Source organism: Prosthecomicrobium pneumaticum (genome assembly GCF_014199915.1).
Lineage (GTDB): Bacteria > Pseudomonadota > Alphaproteobacteria > Rhizobiales > Kaistiaceae > Prosthecomicrobium > Prosthecomicrobium pneumaticum.
In genome coordinates this window covers 1-12,819 of the sequence record NZ_JACHOO010000008.1, presented here as the reverse complement: position 1 = coordinate 12,819, position 12,819 = coordinate 1, and the positions used below count along the sequence as shown (strand labels likewise).

General features: G+C 66.3%; 19 protein-coding genes. 17 read left to right on the top strand and 2 right to left on the bottom strand.

The features are described from left to right. Positions 1-32 precede the first annotated feature (32 nt). Positions 33-1,160, bottom strand: coding sequence for a TIGR03032 family protein (locus tag GGQ63_RS17020; protein ID WP_210308559.1), 1,128 nt, complete (start codon positions 1,158-1,160; stop codon positions 33-35). Between the two features lie 340 nt (positions 1,161-1,500). Here GGQ63_RS17020 and GGQ63_RS22375 point away from each other — a divergent pair, with 340 nt between their 5' ends. Further along, entirely contained in the window at positions 1,501-4,641 is a 3,141-nt protein-coding gene (locus tag GGQ63_RS22375) for an autotransporter domain-containing protein (protein WP_183857814.1), read from the top strand. Between the two features lie 239 nt (positions 4,642-4,880). Here GGQ63_RS22375 and GGQ63_RS17010 read toward each other — a convergent pair whose 3' ends face one another. Next, entirely contained in the window at positions 4,881-5,696 is an 816-nt protein-coding gene (locus GGQ63_RS17010) for an SDR family NAD(P)-dependent oxidoreductase (RefSeq protein ID WP_183857813.1), read from the bottom strand. A 108-nt stretch (positions 5,697-5,804) separates the two neighbouring features. Between GGQ63_RS17010 and GGQ63_RS17005 the strand changes: the two genes are divergently transcribed. From GGQ63_RS17005 to GGQ63_RS16930, 16 genes are all read left to right on the top strand, one after another. Continuing rightward, positions 5,805-6,185, top strand: a complete 381-nt coding sequence (locus GGQ63_RS17005; protein WP_183857812.1) for a winged helix-turn-helix transcriptional regulator — start codon at positions 5,805-5,807, stop codon at positions 6,183-6,185. A 324-nt stretch (positions 6,186-6,509) separates the two neighbouring features. Continuing rightward, entirely contained in the window at positions 6,510-7,718 is a 1,209-nt protein-coding gene (locus GGQ63_RS17000; protein WP_183857811.1) for a tyrosine-type recombinase/integrase, read from the top strand. Beyond that, positions 7,715-8,158, top strand: a complete 444-nt coding sequence (locus tag GGQ63_RS16995) for a hypothetical protein (RefSeq protein ID WP_183857810.1) — start codon at positions 7,715-7,717, stop codon at positions 8,156-8,158. Before GGQ63_RS17000 ends, GGQ63_RS16995 begins: the two co-directional genes overlap by 4 nt. 116 nt (positions 8,159-8,274) lie before the next feature. Next, positions 8,275-8,472, top strand: coding sequence for a helix-turn-helix transcriptional regulator (locus tag GGQ63_RS16990; protein ID WP_246429843.1), 198 nt, complete (start codon positions 8,275-8,277; stop codon positions 8,470-8,472). Beyond that, complete coding sequence (locus GGQ63_RS16985; RefSeq protein ID WP_183857809.1) at positions 8,469-8,651, top strand: hypothetical protein; 183 nt, start codon at positions 8,469-8,471, stop codon at positions 8,649-8,651. Before GGQ63_RS16990 ends, GGQ63_RS16985 begins: the two co-directional genes overlap by 4 nt. Positions 8,652-8,734: 83 nt before the next feature. Then, a complete protein-coding gene (locus GGQ63_RS16980; RefSeq protein WP_183857808.1) occupies positions 8,735-9,067 on the top strand; it encodes a hypothetical protein in 333 nt (110 codons plus the stop codon). Then, a complete protein-coding gene (locus GGQ63_RS16975; protein WP_183857807.1) occupies positions 9,067-9,387 on the top strand; it encodes a hypothetical protein in 321 nt (106 codons plus the stop codon). Before GGQ63_RS16980 ends, GGQ63_RS16975 begins: the two co-directional genes overlap by 1 nt. Beyond that, positions 9,384-9,593 carry a hypothetical protein gene (locus GGQ63_RS16970; RefSeq protein WP_183857806.1) on the top strand — a complete coding sequence of 70 codons (210 nt, stop codon included), beginning with the start codon at positions 9,384-9,386 and terminating at the stop codon, positions 9,591-9,593. Before GGQ63_RS16975 ends, GGQ63_RS16970 begins: the two co-directional genes overlap by 4 nt. After that, positions 9,590-9,886: a hypothetical protein gene (locus tag GGQ63_RS16965; protein ID WP_183857805.1), complete on the top strand. Its 297-nt coding sequence runs from the start codon at positions 9,590-9,592 to the stop codon at positions 9,884-9,886. The genes GGQ63_RS16970 and GGQ63_RS16965 overlap by 4 nt, the downstream gene beginning before the upstream one ends. Beyond that, complete coding sequence (locus GGQ63_RS16960; protein ID WP_183857804.1) at positions 9,883-10,167, top strand: hypothetical protein; 285 nt, start codon at positions 9,883-9,885, stop codon at positions 10,165-10,167. Before GGQ63_RS16965 ends, GGQ63_RS16960 begins: the two co-directional genes overlap by 4 nt. Positions 10,168-10,184: 17 nt before the next feature. Beyond that, on the top strand, positions 10,185-10,433 hold the full coding sequence (locus GGQ63_RS16955; RefSeq protein WP_183857803.1) for a DUF6074 family protein: 249 nt from the start codon (positions 10,185-10,187) through the stop codon (positions 10,431-10,433). Beyond that, the gene (locus tag GGQ63_RS16950; protein WP_183857802.1) at positions 10,430-10,951 is read left to right on the top strand and encodes a hypothetical protein; all 522 of its coding nucleotides are present in this window, start codon (positions 10,430-10,432) and stop codon (positions 10,949-10,951) included. Before GGQ63_RS16955 ends, GGQ63_RS16950 begins: the two co-directional genes overlap by 4 nt. Before the next feature lie 50 nt (positions 10,952-11,001). Further along, complete coding sequence (locus GGQ63_RS16945; RefSeq protein ID WP_183857801.1) at positions 11,002-11,631, top strand: hypothetical protein; 630 nt, start codon at positions 11,002-11,004, stop codon at positions 11,629-11,631. Further along, positions 11,628-11,897: a hypothetical protein gene (locus tag GGQ63_RS16940; RefSeq protein ID WP_183857800.1), complete on the top strand. Its 270-nt coding sequence runs from the start codon at positions 11,628-11,630 to the stop codon at positions 11,895-11,897. The genes GGQ63_RS16945 and GGQ63_RS16940 overlap by 4 nt, the downstream gene beginning before the upstream one ends. Positions 11,898-11,947: 50 nt before the next feature. Next, on the top strand, positions 11,948-12,109 hold the full coding sequence (locus GGQ63_RS16935) for a hypothetical protein (protein ID WP_183857799.1): 162 nt from the start codon (positions 11,948-11,950) through the stop codon (positions 12,107-12,109). 75 nt (positions 12,110-12,184) lie between these two features. Continuing rightward, positions 12,185-12,819, top strand: a 635-nt coding sequence (locus GGQ63_RS16930; RefSeq protein WP_183857798.1) for a phage major capsid family protein, incomplete at its 3' end; no start/stop codon positions are given.

The following is a 12,819-nucleotide window of genomic DNA, read 5'->3' as shown; positions in this document are numbered from 1 at the left end:
GCGGCGGCCACAAGCGTTGAGCAACGGGCCGCTCAGCCCGGCATGCCGGCGAGCGGCTCCTGCGTGATCAGCGTCATGATCTCGGGCGTCGCGAAGCCGAGCGCCATCGGCCGGGTCACGCCCGGCACCACGGCGAGGTCGTAGAGTTCCGAGATCGCGCCGTCGATGCGGAACCATTGCACGCAGCTGCCGGTATCGAGGTCGATCACCTGGATACCGCACCACGGCTCCGAATCCGCCGCCTCGAGCCGCGCATCGAGCGCCAGCCCCTCGAACCGCTTGTAACGCGGCTTCGACAGGCCGACGAAGGCGAACTTGCCGTGGAAGGCGAGGCCGCGCAGGAAGCCCGGGCAGAAGGCGACCGGCTCGAACCGCCCCGTGGCGAGGTCGATCGTGCCGAGTTCGCCCGTCCCTGAGTTCAGAAGCCAGAGCCGGCCGCGATGGAAGCGCGGCGAATGCGGCATCGAAAGCCCCGTCGCGGCGATCTCGCCCGAACCGACATCGACCACCACGCCGCCGTCGCCGCGCCGGTCGCGCCAGCCGTCGATCGTGTCCGACCGGCTCACCGCCGTGACATAGCGCGCCACTCCCGCCTCCATGGCGAGCCCGTTCATGTGGCAGCGATCCTCGCGCACGATCTTCGAGATGAAGGGCGGCTTCCAGAGCGGCGTAAAACTGTGCCGCTCGGAGGGGGTGGCGAGGCAGTTGTACGAGGTGTTGACGAAGATCGTCCGCCCGTCGGCGAGCCGGCCGACGTCGTGGGCGTCGAGTTCGCCGGTGACGGCGATCGAGCGCGGCACGAAACAGGCGTCGTACAGATCGTTGATCGCCTCGCCCGGCTCGAGCACGTTGCGGAAGGTGATGATCTGGAACAGCGTCGCGAGGATCATCGTGTCGGGCGCCGGGATGGCGATGCCCATCGCCTTGCGGAAGAAGCGCTCGTGGATCAACAGCCCGCCATCCCGGTTCTGGCCGAGCATATAGAGCTTGCCGGACTGATAGGAGGAGAGCGCGAGGCCGATCTTCTGTGCCCCCAGCAGCGCCGAAAAGCCCGGCGACATCGAATACTGGACCCGCGCCGCCGGCGCCGGACCCGAAATGCCGTCCTCGGCCGCCGCCTGTCCGCCCTCGACAGCCGTGTCGGCCCGGTCGTTCGCCATGATGTCGCCCCTCGTCCCGCGCGTCCCGCCCCGGCGGTCAGCCTGCGGCGCCCGTCTTAGCCGGCCGCCATGGTGCGGAAAAGGGGACCGCCGGTACACCGACGCCTTCGCAAGACAATCTCCGGCATCCGAGATGAACGACCCCCTTCGCCGCGTATAATTCCGTATATTTTTCTTGTGGCCGCTTTGGAGACCTTCGGACATAGTGAAATTGTGGGGCGAATGGGGGTGTCGATCCGGTTCTCCGGGGGGAGGGTCGGGCGTCCGTCCTGCCTTGCGCCGGGCGGGGTCATCAAAGTCCTGCCCGTCATGACGACAATCAGACGCGGGGGCGGATCTGGTGACGAAGACGACGATGCTGCGGCGGGGTGCGCTGCTGTCGACCTCCATTCTCGCGGCGACGCTCGGCTATGGCCGGCGTGCCTATGCCGGCAGCAGCGGATGCGTGCTGTCGACCGGCACGACCTATATCTGTTCGGGCCAGGTCACGGGCCAGGTCATTATCTCGCTCGACGATGCCGATGTCATTGCGGCGAGCGACCTCGATATGACGGACAACGCCGATGGCGGCCTGCTGATCACCGGCAAGGGCCATCTGACGTTCACGGATGATCCGGCCTCGGCCATTGCCTGGGAACAGGACGGCTACGGGCTCGGCGTGAAGTCGACGGATGTCCTCGACACCGGCAGCGGGGTCGTTCAGGGCCTGACGATCACGACGGACGGAACCATCACGGGCGGTGAGCGGGGCATCTACGCCTATGCCTACACCACGTATGGCGCTGAGGCCGGGGAGGTCTCGATCACCGTCGGCGGCGATGTCACGGGCGGGACCGGGTCCGGTATATTCGCGCGGAACGACGGCAGCGCGCCGGTTTCGATCACCGTCAAGGACGGCGCGACCGTGTCGGGCGCGTCCGGCATCGAGGTCAAAAGCGGCCCCCCTAGTGAGAAGCCCGGCGGCGATGTGACCATCACGGTCGCGGGAGACGTCGAGGCAACGATCCCCACGGAATATAAAACCAACTCTGGGCTATCGGTCGAGAACACCCACTATGCTTCCGCGTCGCTGACCGTCGAGAAGGGCGGGTCGATATCTTCTAAAGACAACGGGGTGCGTCTGACGAGTCAGTTTGGCGATGTCAGCGTCACGGTTGCGGCCGGCGCGGACGTATCGAGCGAAGGCTGGTGGGGACTCCATCTCTTATCTCTGTATGGAGATATCACGGTGTCCGTTGGCGGCGATGTCTCTGCAGGCAAGGGAGGAATCATCGCCTCCGCGCACTACGGCGATATCTCGGTCACCGTTCAAGAGGGCGGGCATATATCCGCAAAAGGTGGGACAACGCTCCTAGCCTACCGCTATAGCTCGGGCACCCTTTCGATCACGGTCGACGGCGAAGTGGAGACGATCGATGATGCGAGCTCCTTCGCGATTCGGGCCGGCTATTATGAGGGTTCCGTCGCGTTCACGGTCGGGAAGACCGGTCACGTGACGAGCGCGTCGTCATCCTATGACGCGGTGGGGCTCGAGGGCGGAACCGTCTCGGTGGTGGTCGCCGGCGAACTGGCGAGTACCGGCGGAGCAAGAGCGCTGCGGCTGGACGGCTATGCCGGATCGAGCCTGGAATTGCGGTCGGGCTATACGATCACGGGCGGGGTCGCGGCCGAGGGTCCCGACACGGACACGCTGAAGCTCGGCGGCACGGAGACCGGGGCGGAGGCCGACAGTTTCGACGTGTCGAAGATCGACGACGGGATCGGCGACGCCGAGCAGTTCCAGGGCTTCGACGCGTTCGAGAAGGTCGGCACGGGCGACTGGACGCTTGTCGGCTCGACCGAGGTGGTCGATGAATGGGCCGTGAAGGCGGGCCGGCTGTTCGTCGACGGCACGATGAACCTGACGGCCTTCGACGTGGCGAGTGGCGCGACGCTCGGCGGCACCGGCACGGTGGGCAGCGTCACGCTCGCCTCCGGCAGCCATGTCATGCCGGGCAGCGCCACGGCGCCGGGCACGCTGACGGTCGACGACGATTTCGACTTCGTCACCGGCTCGATCTTCGACGTCGTGGTCGGCAAGGACGAGGCGAGCAAGCTCTCCATCCTCGGCGAGGCGACGCTCGGCGGCGCGACGGTGTCGATCACGAGCGCGGATGACGAGGCGGACTACACGAGCGGCAAGACCTATACGATCCTGTCGGCGATGGACGGCTATTCGGGCACGTTCTCCGACACGGTCGAGAGCGACTTCGTGTTCCTCGACGCCTCGCTTTCCTATGTCGACGACGACGTGATCCTGACCCTGATCCGCAACGGCATCGATTTCGGCAGCGTCGCGGCGACGCCGAACCAGCGCAGCGTCGCCGGGGCGATCGAGACGCTCGAAGGCGACATCGCGGAGGCGATCACCGTGCTCTCCGAGGCGGAGGCGCAGGAGGCCTTCCAGACGCTGTCGGGCAACACGATCGCCGTGGTGCCGAGCCTCGTCGCGGCGGAGGTGGAATCCTTCGGAACGCTGCTGCAGGACCGGCTGCAGGCGGTCGAGACGGCTGCGGCCGGCGGCCCCTCGGCGCTGGCGCTCGCCTATGGCGAGACGGCGGCAGGCGGCGATCCCACCGCGGCGGCGTTCGCCGCGCCGTCCTCGGCCGGGTTCTGGCTGAAGGGCACCGGCCGCTTCGGCACGCTCGAGGGCGACGGCAACGGCACGGGGGCGGATTACACGATGGGCGGGGTGACGGCCGGCGCCGACACCTGGCTGACGCCGGATCTGCTCGCCGGCCTCGCCTTCGACTATGCCGCGATCGATGCGGATTTCGACCGGAACGCCGGCTCGGCCTCGGTGTCGAGCTATGCGCTGGCGCTCTACGGCCGCTATCGCGCCGGCGGGCTGACGCTCGACGGGCGGCTCGGCTACGGGGTGACGGAGAACGAGACGCGGCGGCGGATCGTCGTCGGCCCGGACGTCGCGACGGCGGCGGGGGATTTCGACGGCGACCGCGTCCAGGCGGGCTTCGAGGCGGGCTACGATCTCGGCCGCGTCGCGGGGACGCGTCTGCGCCCGCTCGCCTCGCTCGGCTATGTGCGGATCGGCGAGGACGGCTTCACCGAGACGGGCGCCGGGATCTATGGGCTGACGGTGGATGAGCGGGTGACGGAGAGCCTGAAGAGCGGGCTCGGCCTCGAGCTCGCGCGGAGCTTCGCCTTCGGCGGCCGGGCGGCGGGCTTCGAGCTCACGGCGCGGGCGCTGTGGAGCCACGAATTCCTCGACGACCGGGCGACGCTCGACGCGGCGTTCGCGAGCGACCCGTCGGTGGGTTTTGCGGTCGACGGCGCCACGGTCTCCCGCGACAGCGCCCTCATCGGCCTCGGCGCGACGGCGCAGGCGAGCGAGGCGCTGACGCTCTACGCCCGCTACGACGCCCGCCTCAATCCCGACCAGACCGACCACGCCGTCGCCGCCGGCCTGCGGGTGGACTGGTAAAGGTGCGATGGCGTCCGGACACACCGGCCGCCATCCTTCATCCCGGAACCTCGACCAGCCACGCCAGAGCACCCCGGGCGGCGGAGCCCGCCGTCCGGGGGTGTTTCGGCTGCAGGGCGACCGCGCCGACCCGCGCGCGGCTGCGGGAGCCGCGGGGGGCGATGGCGCCGACCCGATCCGGATCGCTACCCTGTTTCTCGGCAGGCGATCCCGGCCGGACCGCGTCGCCGGGAAGCGCTCTACCGGATCAGCCGATAACGGTCGGCCGGTTTCGCGTCGAACATGCCCTGGAGCAGCGCGGCGGAACCCGCTTCGTAATCGTGGAAGAGCGCCTCGTCGTGAAGCGAGGGGGCGGTGACGGCTTCCTGCCGGTCGAGACCGTTCAACGCCGCGTCCACGCAGTCCTCCGTCGTCATGACGATCGCCTCGGGCAGGCGTTCGAGCGCGCCGCCGCCGGCCACGTCCCAGCCTTCCGACACGACCGCACCGGGCAGAAGGAGCTGGACACGCACATGGGTGCCCTCCGCCTCGTTCTGAAGGCTCCGCGTGAACAGATACACATAGGCTTTGGTCGCGCCGTAGACGGGAATGCCGGGATAGGGCGCAAAGCCCGCCCCCGATCCGACATTGACGATGGTTCCGGCGCCCTTCGCCGTGAAGGCGACCAGCGCCGCCTTCGAAAGCGTCGTCAGCGCCGTGACGTTGAGGGCGATCATGCGGGGGATCACCTCGTCCGGCGTTTCGGCCAGAGGCCGGAGCGCGGAAAACCCGGCATTGTTGATGAGCATCGAGACCGCAGGATCGTCCGCGATCCTGTCGGCGACGGCGGCGACGCCGGCCGCGATCGAGAGATCGGCGACGAGGACGTCGGCCTGGATCGCAAAGCGCTCCTGCAGATCGGCGGCGATGGCGCGCAACCGATCCTCACGGCGTGCCACGAGGAGAACGTCATATCCGCGCTGCGCCAGCCGGTCGGCATAGACCTTGCCGATGCCGGAGGAGGCGCCGGTGACGATGGCAGTACCGAACGGGGCGGTTGGACGAGTGACAGACACGAGATTCTCCTGAGCGTTCGAGGCCGGAAGCCTTGCATTCAGGTATATCCCGTGTACCAAGTGTCAATCGGGCACTTTAAATGTATCAAGGATACCTAGGTATACCGAATGGCCTATACTGAAGAGGACGTGCTGCGAACGCTGCCGGGCGTCCGTCCGGTTCTCGAGCAGGTCGCCCATAAGTGGACGATCCTGATCCTGACCTTCCTGTGCGAGGAGCCGAAGCGGTTCAACGCGCTGAAGCGCCGGCTGGACGGGATCACGCAGAAGGCGCTGACCGATGCGCTGCGACGTCTGGAGCGAAACGGCCTCGTCGAACGCCGCGTGATCGCGAGTTCGCCCGTCGCCGTCGAATACGCGATCACGCCGCTCGGACGCGGCCTGCAGGAGCCGTTTCTCCTGCTCTATGACTGGGCGGTCGAGCACCAGAGCGATCTGGCGACCGCGCAGGCGCGCTTCGACCGGCGAGCTGAGGGGCGGCCGGGCTGAGGGGCCATGAGACGGAGTCCCGGTGCCTCGCGCGGCAGGGGTCGGCGACTGAGCTGCGGAGACGCGAGCGGCAGAGACAAGCCACACCGCTCGACGCATGGGGGCTCTTCGCCGCGTTCGGAGGAGCGTCTTTCGAGCTTCGGTGGGAGACCTATGCCCGCTCGGCCGCAGCACGGACGCCAATCGCCGCTGCGGATCGGCGGCATGGCGGAGAGGATGCCCGCCGTTCCGCCGTTTCTTGTGTCCATACTGTCAATAACCCGTTGAGTTTGCCATAAAAACCGGTATGGACAATATGTCGGTTATGGCATCGGGCGCGGGAAAATGGCACGGCACAAGCTATCCGAAAGCGGAGTCAGACGGCTCGACAAGCCCGGCGTTTATGGGGACGGGGACGGGCTTTGGCTTCGCGTGCGGAAGGGCGGCAGTAAGCAATGGTTCTTCATCCTCAAACGGGCCGGACGGCGCAATGAGATCGGGCTCGGTGGCTATGGGCAGGGCACCGCGCCTGTGTCGCTGGCGCTGGCAAGACAAAAGGCCGACCTGATCCGGCAGAAGCTGGCGCGTGGAGAGGATCCAAAGGCGGACAGGGCGCCCGCGCGCATTGTCACCTTCGCCGATTGCATGGGCGGACTCCTCGAAGCGAAAGCCGCCGACTGGACCAACGAAAAGCACCGGTTGCAGTGGGAAATGACTCTTCGCGAGTATGCGAAGCCGCTACACGCGCTTCCGATCGCCGAGATCGTCATTGGCGACGTGAAGGAATGCCTTCTCCCGCATTGGCAGGAGCGGCCGGAGACGGCCGACAGGCTCCGGTCACGTATTCAAGCCGTGATTGACTATGGCATCGCGCATGGCTGGCGCACCGCCGGCAACCCGGCGCGGTGGCGGGGGCTGCTCGACAAGGTCATGCCGGCGCGGAATAAGCTCCAGCGGGGTCACCATGCGGCACTCGCCTATGCCGAAGCGGCGAATCTGATCGCCGGCCTTCGCCAATCCAGCGGCACGGCAGCGCGTGCGGTAGAGTTCATCGCACTGACGGCAGCGAGGACCGGCGAGGCGCGGGGCGCGACGTTCTCGGAGATCGACGTTGCCGCGCGCACATGGCGGGTGCCGCCGGACCGGATGAAGGGCGGCCGGGAACATGTCGTCCCGCTTTCGGATCGGGCTCTTGCGATTGTCGAGACCATGCGGCAGCGAGCCAGCGGCAAGTTCATATTCGGCGGCGGCGTCGACGGCAGGCCCATTTCCGACACCGCGATGACAAAGGCCCTTCGGCTGGCCTCGCCGGACAAAGCCGCCACTCTGCATGGGCTCAGAAGCACGTTCCGCGACTGGTGCGGAGATCGCACGGACTTTCCCCGCGAAATCGCCGAGGAGGCACTCGCTCATCAGGTTGGAAACGCCGTCGAGCGCGCTTATCGCCGGGGCGACGCGATCGAAAAGCGACGCGAGCTGATGAATGCCTGGGCGGCCTATTGCGAGGCGGGAAGGCCGACCGGCGTCCCGAACAGCGGAGGCGTCAACCAATGAGCGAACACGATTGGGCCGTTCTGGTGGAAGATGGGTCCGACATGCCTCCAATGTCCTTGGAGGAACGGGCTTCCGCAATTGCAGAAGAACTGAGAAAGGGGAATCCATCTAAGCTCTTTTGCAAGCTCCTCGCCGGTATGATCGATCCGAACGGCAAGAACGCGACGCGGACGTTATTTCGGCTATCGTACAAAAACACAGGTCGCCCAAGGTCGGACAAGCGGCTTTCCTATTTCATGGAACGGTTAGTCGATCAGAGAGGCTTTACGATCGACGCGGCCGTGCATGAAGCTCAGAAAGCGTTTGGAGAGGAGGGGCATTCGCGTTCGAGTTGTCTGGCGGCGCTTGCACGCGTTCGAGAGACTCGCGCGCTCGAGCGCGATTTCCGCGAATACCTGGCGCGGCAAGAAGCTGCAAAATTGGCAGACTGTCCAGAATAGAGCGTGAGATTTCTGGACCCGATTATCATAGCATATCGTGTGGCCGTGCATAATATGGGTGTCGTTCTAAACAGAGCGGCTTAGACAACCATGCCGCTCAACAAACGGAGCGGCGGTTGACCGAGACACCCAATCTGATCTCCCTGAATGAAGCCTGCAGGCTGACCTCACTCAGCCGAACCGCAATCAATCGGTGGCGCGCGCTGGGCAAGTTCCCGAAGGCGGTTCCGCTCGGTGAACGGCGGGTCGCCTTCGTGCGCTGCGAGGTCGAGCAATGGATACGGGCGCGCATTGCCGAGAGAAGCGCGGCATGAGCGCACCAACCTCCATTCGCGAAATCCGCCTTGGCGTCGTGCACCACGGCTGCATGACGCCGGACAGCGAGGGCGAATGGCCCAGGCTCACGGCGTTGCTCTTTGTGGCTCGCGATCTCGCCGAGAAGGTCGCGCACGATGTCAAGGCGTGCTCGCATCTTGACCGGGGCGAAGCATGAGCACCGCCCCGAAAAGAAAAGGCCCGGCGACGGCGGCAACCGTCCCGAGCCCTGGTTCTCGCAACCCCTGCAAGGAAATTCCGATGAACGGCTTGAAGCCTACCACCGAACCGCCGCCGGCCGCAACCAAGCCGGACCGCGATAACACGTTCTTCGCCCTTGAAGATGACGTGCGTCGCCTCGCTCGCCTGGCGAGCATCGCGAATGGTCTCGTTGAAAGCTGCCTATGCCCCTCGAAGGCGAAGTCGCGGGGCGATCTTCTCGACGTGATCGAGGTGACCGTTTCGAATGGCGAGAACCTCACTTTTCTGGCGGCCGAGATCACGATCCTCGCCGACGAGATCGAGGAGGGGTGGACGCGCGCCTTCAACGAGACGGTCCGCGCGCAGGAGCATGCCGCCGGGAGGGCTTCGTGATGGCGATGGGTCTCCTTGAGATTTGCTCGGTCTACACCGCCTGTCGAACGGCAGCCGAGGTGATGGCGGCCTTCACCCAGCGTCCGGTCTTCGACAAGCCGGGACCGGACCACGAGGGGGTGGATATTCTGGACGGGTTCGTCGATGCGCTCGACGGCAAGGCCAATGAGATGGCCGCGCTGCTGCGCGAGATGGTGCCCCACGATCACTTTGACCGGGATGCGTGGGCCCACATCATCCTGCGGAATGCGATCGACAACGGCGAAGAGTTGTCGGAAATCGCCGCGCTTGCCGCCTCCGTCGCCGGAGGTGCCGAATGATGGCCTCCGACCTCATCCATGCATGCGATCGCCTCGCCCAGGCCACAGACTTTCTTGGCGCCCTTCACATGGCCATCGAGACGCTCGATGAGCGCGTTCAGAGCCCGCTCCTCACGGTGCTCGGCGAGGCGCAGCGGAGGATAGGCGATGCGCACAATGCTTTGGACGAAATGCACCAGGCGGCCATGGGGAGAGCACCCGCATGATGACGGTGCACGCGGCGATCCGAATTCACGACGCCTGCCGGTCCGCCTCAGCGGCTCTTTGCCATGCGATGGACGGCAGCGATGGCCCTGTCTTCGCGGTCCTCGATCGGCTCGTCTGTGAGATCGACGAGGAGGCGATGAAGGCGATCGATGCGCTGCGGGTGCTAAAACCCGTGGATGCAGCCGAGCACTACGAGCGGGCGCTGGCACTCATCCGGCACGAAACGGATGCAGGAGCCGGCCTGGCGGAGATCGCCATGCTCGCGACGGATCTCGCGGAGGGACACCAGTGAGCATCCATTGGCGCCCCAACCAGATCAGCCCGGCCACACGCCGGGCGATCGAGGACGAGATCGAGCGGCTGATCGCGCTGCTCGATCAGGCCGACGGCGATACGGACCTCGAACCCTACCTCGCGGCGACCGGCTGTGAGGTCTCCCGCGGCGCCTACAGCACCTCGCGCGACGATCGCGAAAATGACGCCGACTTCGAGGAAGGCGCCGACCGCGAACGCGACCCGGCCGAGGACGGCCTCGCCGATCAAGACGCGCTCGACCTCTTCAGGTCCGATTGAAACGCGAGGACGACGGCATGAGCGCGGTAGTTCCGTTCCCAAGAACACGTGATCGCCGGTTCATCCGGCGGCACGCTCTGCGCATGGCGGAAAGTGCGCCGTCGACGGCAGAGAAGCTGCTCGCGCATCAGCTGCGGATCCAGACCGACACGATGCGCAAGCGCGGCATCGACGAACGTCTGATCGAGCAGGAGAGACGAGCGATTGAGGGCGCCATCCGCGGAGAACTATGGCGCGTTGTGCTGACGCCGGAGGGCGCCGCGTGAGCAAGAAGACCCGCCGGCATGACGGGACCGGTAGATCCTCGACCGAACCTCGGCATGTCCGTCTCTACGAATGGCTGATGGCGACGCCCGCTTGGCAGAGCCTCAGCGCGGAACAGCGCGCGGCCTATGTCGAGTTGAAGCGGCTCTACAACGGCAGCAACAACGGCGAGATCGCCATGTCTGTCCGCCGCCTTGGCGAGCTTCTGCATGTTGGCAAGTCATCCGCTGCCCGGGCGCTGGCCGTCCTTGAGGAACGCGGCTTCATCCGCGCGCGCCAGAAGGGAGGCTTCAGCTGCAAGGTGCGCCACAGTTCGGAATGGGTGCTGACGGAGCACGGAACAGCGGACGAGAACCCCTCGAAGGAGTTCGCCCGCTGGACCCCCGAAAAACAAAACACGGTCCCGCCACAGGGACAGTCTGTCCCCGTGCTGGGACCGACCGGTCCTTCTGCTGGGACAATGGTGTCGAAAAAGGCCGCTTACGGTCCCTCTGGTGGGACCGTGAAGGCCGCAATCTGACCAATCACGGTCCCACTGGTGGGACACATATAGTTTACCAGGTGGTCTCAATGACGGACGTCATCCTTTCGAACGCCCTTGCCGACCTCGCCGAGCAAGTGAAGCTCGCGAACGAGCAGTTCCTTCTCGCACGGCGCACGACGGCGGAAAGCGCCTTGCGAGCGGGCGGGCTCCTGATCGACGCGAAAGACCGCTGCGCTCATGGCGAGTGGCTTCCCTTTCTCAAGCGCGCCGGGATCAACGAGCGCACGGCGCGCAATTTCATGACGCTCGCGCGATCCGGCATCAAACCGGACACGGTGGCCGATTTGGGCGGCATCCGAGCCGCGCTCGAACATCTGGCGCGCGAACGGGCCGAAGCGGCGATCCGGGAGGAGTCTGCCGAGTTGAAGGCCGAGGAGGCAGTTCTGCAAGCGGAGAACGAAGAGCTTCGAGAGGCGAACGCGGCGCTCGAAGCGGAAATCTCCGCTTTGAAAGCCGAGATCAAGCGGTTCTCGGAGATGCGTCCCCTCTTCGACAAGGGCGGCTTTGAGGCCGTGGTCGCCGCGAAGGACGAAGAAATCCGCGTTCTGAAGACCCGCGTCGAGCGCGAAAGCAAGGACAAGGCGGGTCATGCGAAATCGGCAAAGTTCTGGGAAAAGAGGGCGCGCGAGCTTGGCTATTCGAAGGAGCGCGCATGAGCGCAACGATCCTTCCTTTCGCCCGTCCCTCTCGCCGTGTGGCGCCGCGCCGGCGGGGCTCGCTGTATGCCCACCTCGCCGGGATCAGCCATGAGACGGGGCGCCCGGTCTTCCTGCTCGAGCTTGTGGAACCCGACGGAGGGCGCAACATCGTGTGGAGCGGCGACACCGAGGCGGGGCTCCGGGCCGCGGCGGACGCATGGCGGCGCGATGGGTTCGCGATCCGGTGGCATTCGCCGCCGGCGCCGATCGAGGGGCGCCCATGAGTGCGGCGGCGCGGCAGAGGCGCGCGCGGGAGAGGCGGCGGGCGGGGCGCATGGTCGCCGCGGTGGAGATCGACGAGCTGGAGACCGTCGAAACCCTGATCGAAGCGGGCTATCTCGCGGCGCGAAACGCCGAGGACCGCGCCGCGATCGAGGCCGCGCTTTCCGAGCTGCTCGCCGCGCTGGTGGCGCTGGACCAGGACGAAGGCGAGTGAGGCGTCACGCGTGACGGCGCGCGGTTGCGAAAGCGCATAGGCTCCGCATCGACCGAACAGACAGGAGTTGCGCCAATGAACCGCGCGTTCGCCCCGACCCCGCCCGACCCGAACGCGGGCGGCCTCGTGCGGGTCGCGAAGTATCTCGCGATGGCCGGCGGCAGTCGGTCGGATGCCATCGCCATCGCCGAGCGTTCGGAAACCAACGTTCACGTTCTCGAAATGACCAAGGCGGCCGTGCCGAGCGGCGTCACGACCGCCCCGGATCAGGAAGCGCTTGTGAATGCGCGCACTCTGACGGCCGCGTTCATTCCGCAACTTCGCGGCCGGTCCGCCTTCTACGAACTGGCCGGCTCGGAGGCACTGACCCTCGTGCCGTTCGAACACATGTTCGGCTACACCACGACCGACGCCTCGGCGTTCGTGGCCGGCGAAGGGGCCGCGATCCCGGTCAGCCGCATGTCGCTCGGTTCCGAAGTTCTCAAGCCGATCCTGGCGGCCGGCGTCGTCGTGCTGTCAAAAGAGCTGCTGCAAGCCATGGGTGTGCGTGGCGAGAGTTTCCTCAACCGGGAACTGCGGCGCGCCGTCGCCGCGGCCGTGGACACGAAATTTTTTGCCGCGCTGCTGGACGACGACGCGCCGCAGATCGAAAGCACGGGGAGCGACGGCGACGCGGTGGGGCTGGACCTGCGCTCGCTCCTCGCGGCCGT

What these genes read in the sequence shown, in the direction of transcription:
- GGQ63_RS17020 (WP_210308559.1), bottom strand. Translation starts at nt 1,160, where the DNA reads ATGGCGAACGACCGGGCCGACACGGCTGTCGAGGGCGGACAGGCGGCG.
- GGQ63_RS17005 (WP_183857812.1), top strand. Translation starts at nt 5,805, where the DNA reads ATGGCCTATACTGAAGAGGACGTGCTGCGAACGCTGCCGGGCGTCCGT.
- GGQ63_RS17000 (WP_183857811.1), top strand. Translation starts at nt 6,510, where the DNA reads ATGGCACGGCACAAGCTATCCGAAAGCGGAGTCAGACGGCTCGACAAG.
- GGQ63_RS16995 (WP_183857810.1), top strand. Translation starts at nt 7,715, where the DNA reads ATGAGCGAACACGATTGGGCCGTTCTGGTGGAAGATGGGTCCGACATG.
- GGQ63_RS16985 (WP_183857809.1), top strand. Translation starts at nt 8,469, where the DNA reads ATGAGCGCACCAACCTCCATTCGCGAAATCCGCCTTGGCGTCGTGCAC.
- GGQ63_RS16980 (WP_183857808.1), top strand. Translation starts at nt 8,735, where the DNA reads ATGAACGGCTTGAAGCCTACCACCGAACCGCCGCCGGCCGCAACCAAG.
- GGQ63_RS16975 (WP_183857807.1), top strand. Translation starts at nt 9,067, where the DNA reads ATGGCGATGGGTCTCCTTGAGATTTGCTCGGTCTACACCGCCTGTCGA.
- GGQ63_RS16970 (WP_183857806.1), top strand. Translation starts at nt 9,384, where the DNA reads ATGATGGCCTCCGACCTCATCCATGCATGCGATCGCCTCGCCCAGGCC.
- GGQ63_RS16965 (WP_183857805.1), top strand. Translation starts at nt 9,590, where the DNA reads ATGATGACGGTGCACGCGGCGATCCGAATTCACGACGCCTGCCGGTCC.
- GGQ63_RS16955 (WP_183857803.1), top strand. Translation starts at nt 10,185, where the DNA reads ATGAGCGCGGTAGTTCCGTTCCCAAGAACACGTGATCGCCGGTTCATC.
- GGQ63_RS16945 (WP_183857801.1), top strand. Translation starts at nt 11,002, where the DNA reads ATGACGGACGTCATCCTTTCGAACGCCCTTGCCGACCTCGCCGAGCAA.
- GGQ63_RS16940 (WP_183857800.1), top strand. Translation starts at nt 11,628, where the DNA reads ATGAGCGCAACGATCCTTCCTTTCGCCCGTCCCTCTCGCCGTGTGGCG.
- GGQ63_RS16935 (WP_183857799.1), top strand. Translation starts at nt 11,948, where the DNA reads ATGGTCGCCGCGGTGGAGATCGACGAGCTGGAGACCGTCGAAACCCTG.